General features: G+C 67.1%; 4 protein-coding genes. All 4 read right to left on the bottom strand.

What is annotated here, in order from left to right; genetic code table 11:
• A partial coding sequence (locus AC5RWX_RS31710) for an ATP-binding cassette domain-containing protein (protein WP_494100157.1) occupies window positions 1-406 on the bottom strand: 406 nt, incomplete at its 3' end.
• A gap of 182 nt (window positions 407-588) precedes the next feature.
• A complete protein-coding gene (locus AC5RWX_RS31715; RefSeq protein ID WP_494100160.1) occupies window positions 589-1,371 on the bottom strand; it encodes a GntR family transcriptional regulator in 783 nt (260 codons plus the stop codon).
• Between the two features lie 94 nt (window positions 1,372-1,465).
• The gene (locus tag AC5RWX_RS31720) at window positions 1,466-2,452 is read right to left on the bottom strand and encodes a DUF4862 family protein (protein ID WP_494100158.1); all 987 of its coding nucleotides are present in this window, start codon (window positions 2,450-2,452) and stop codon (window positions 1,466-1,468) included.
• On the bottom strand, window positions 2,449-3,193 hold a 745-nt coding region (locus tag AC5RWX_RS31725), incomplete at its 5' end, for a fumarylacetoacetate hydrolase family protein (protein ID WP_494100159.1). The genes AC5RWX_RS31725 and AC5RWX_RS31720, both read right to left, overlap by 4 nt.

Below are 3,193 nucleotides of genomic sequence, written 5' to 3' on the forward strand. Positions count from 1 at the left end.
TGTTCACCAGGACTCCGCGGCGGGGCTCCCGGCCCAGGTAGATGTTCTCGGCCACCGTCCGGTCGGGAAGGAGATTGAACTCCTGGAATACGGATGACAGCCCGGCCTCATGTGCTTTGGTCGGATGACTGAAACTGACTTCCCGGCCGTCGAGCAGCACCGTTCCCGCGTCCGGCTGGTAGACCCCCGCGAGGACTTTCATCAGGGTGGACTTGCCGGCGCCGTTTTCGCCTACGAGACCGTGGACCTGGCTCCTGTGAAGGGTAAGGTGGGCGTCTTCCAGGACGGGTATGCCGAAGAAACTTTTGGTCAGTCCGCGGACTTCCAGAAGCGGCGGCTCGGCCACGGACGCTGCAGTGCGCCCACCGGGGATTGACGCCTCGCCTGCCCGTCCGTGGTTCTCCATTGATCCGCCCACGCCTAACTGTTACAGGGCCTGTTCTGTTCCGTCAAGGGACAAGCGATTGCTTACTACCAGGCACGCTCGGCTGCGGGTTTTGCATATCGTGGCACGTCAAACGCGGATTGATGCTGAACCGCAGGTTGTGAGCCAGCTGTGAGGGGAGCCGGACGCGCCCGGTAAGGCCGTTAGGACTGGAACTGCTGCATCACCGAGAGGTGCCCGGCGCGGGCCGAGACCAGGCACTTGGCCAGGTAGAAGGGCCTGTTCCCGTGCCGGACGTACTGGGTCAGCACCAGGACAGGGTCCGACGGGCGCAGGTCCAGCAGCTTCGCCCGGCTGGGGCCCACCTGGCTAAGGCTGATCTGGCACTCGCCCGGCCCAGCGAGCCTGCCCAGCTGTTTGTTGAGCGTGGCCAGCAAGGTGGCGCCGCCGTCGTCGTTGATCTCAAGCGGCGCCGCAGCGCTTTTGCCGAGGCTGACCGGCTGGGCGGTGACGTTTTCCTGCAGGTGGGCGATGGCCTCGCCGTCGCGGATCAGGACGGACTCCCAGAGCCAGCAGTCGGTGCCGGGCTCGACGCCGATACCGGGGGCGACGAATTCGGAGGCAGCCTGCCGGACCACCTGGGTGCGCTTGACCTCGAGCGTTTGGCCGGGGCTGCCGAGGACGTCCTCGAAGGGCTGGATGCGTTCGATGCCGATGCGGGGGAGGGTGTCCGAGACGAAGCGTCCGACGCCGCGCCTCGCCCTGATGAGCCCGTCCTCCTCAAGGAGCATGAGGGCTTCACGGACCACCGTGCGGCTGACTTTCATGTCCGTGCCGAGTTCGGTTTCGGTGGGGATCATGGAGCCCGGGGTGAGGAAGCCGTTCCGGATGGCTTCGGCGATCCGCGAGTACACCGCGACTCGCAGCGGAGAGCCGGGCTGGGCGGCCACCGGCTGGGACAGGAACCGGGCGGCGTCCTGGTGCACGTTCTGCCTCGCTTTGTGGTCTTGGGATTTCCAGCTTACCGGTGTGACGGGTTTGTTGGACATGGGTCCCACAGCTCAAGAGGCGGGCGCTGGTTCAGAAGCCGGCCCCGCTGACGGTGTCGATGGAGTTGGCCACAAGCGCGAGGCGCTCCTCCACGCTGGATCCCCGTGGCGCCGAGACCTTCAGCCCCCGGTAGACTTCCGGCCCGTTCCCGGACCAGCCGGCGTCCAAGGAGGCGGTGATGGCTTTAATACCCGGTGGCGTGAGCAGTGATGCCGGCTCCACTGGAGCGGGCGGGAGGTGGGTGTCGTCCCAGGCTTCGCCGTATGCCGTGGGCCGGGACGCGCAGCCGGAAAAGACGAATCCGGCGAGCACTCCCGTGTCCAGCGCATGCTTCAGGTGCCTTGCGGGTGTGCCGGTATCACGCTTTTCGATCACCGAGCGTGCCCAGTTCAGGGCAACTCCCGCGCCGGTGCCCGAGCCGAGGACGGCGTCGATTTCCTGGTCCAGCGGCAGAAACCCTTTGGCGGGCGGGTGCTGCCTGACGGCCGCGTCGCAGTGTTCCAGAACCGGGCGGGCACCGCCCCAGTCATACTCCGCCAACTGCTGCAGCGAGCCGGCCAGGGCGGTGACAGATGCAGCCGCCGGGCAGGAATCCATAACCACAGGACGGGGAGCACTGAACAGGTGCACGGCGCGGACCGCCTGGCGCCCCAGGACCTCGTTCAGGGTGCGCACCGCTTCCGATGCGGCCGCAGCCCTTTCCAGTGCCGACTCCCGTCCTGCAGGTACTGTCGATGCGAGGCCGAAGGCCGCGGAACTCATCACCCGGTCCATCGTGTCCGGAATGGTGGTGAGGACGTACTCAAAATATTCGGGCAGGCGCCGGAGCTGCTGAAGGAACCAGCCGCCGTCGTACTTGTGCAGCTCCCCGGAAGCATAAAAGGGAATTTCAAGCCCCCTGATGTTCGGCAGCGCCGCGGCCCCGGACAGGAACGCACCCTCGCTCCGCGGATCCCAGCCGTCCAGGGCCGGGGCCGCGGCGTAGTTGCTCAGGACGAGCCCCGGGCTGCGGGTCACGACGCTTTCGCACGGGGCGATACCGATGAGCCCACCGGATTCCATAGCATGCCCAGGCCGTCAATCTCCACCGCTACGGTGTCGCCCGGGCGCAGTTCCAGGACCGATTCGTCGGCGGCCCACGGCGTGCCGGTAAGGATCACGTCGCCGGGGTAAAGGGTCATGAACCGGGAACAGAACACCAGCAGCTCCGCCACGGAAAACACCATGCGGGACGTGCAGGATTCCTGGACCACCGACCCGTTGATTGTGGTGACGAGCCGGAGGGCCTGAAGGTCGGGAATCTCGTCCAAGGTCACCAGCTCAGGACCGAGGGGGCAAAACGTGTCCAGGCTTTTGCCGCGCGTGGACTGGACGTCGGCTGCCTGCAGGTCCCGCGCCGAGACATCGTTGGCCACCGTTACCCCCGCCACTGCCGCGAGTGCTTCTTCTGCGCTGTGCGCATCCTTCAGCACCCGGCCAACGACGACGGCGAGTTCACCTTCACAAACCACCCTCCCGTCGCGTGCGGGGCCGAGGACGATGGGCTGGCCGTTGCCGGCCAGGCTGCCGGGGAACTTCCCGAACACCAGGGGACTGCGTCCCGGCGCCCGCCGGTCCGGGGCGGTGCCTCCGGCGGGCCCGGGGGAAGGTGGGAGGCCGATCCCTGCAACGGGGTCCGGCCAGTAGTTTTCGCCGATGCCGATAAGCTGCCCGGGCAGGCGGACCCCCGGCAACAGGTCGCAGGCCATGGAGGGGAGG

This window comes from Arthrobacter sp. SPT-J7, from assembly GCF_059089965.1.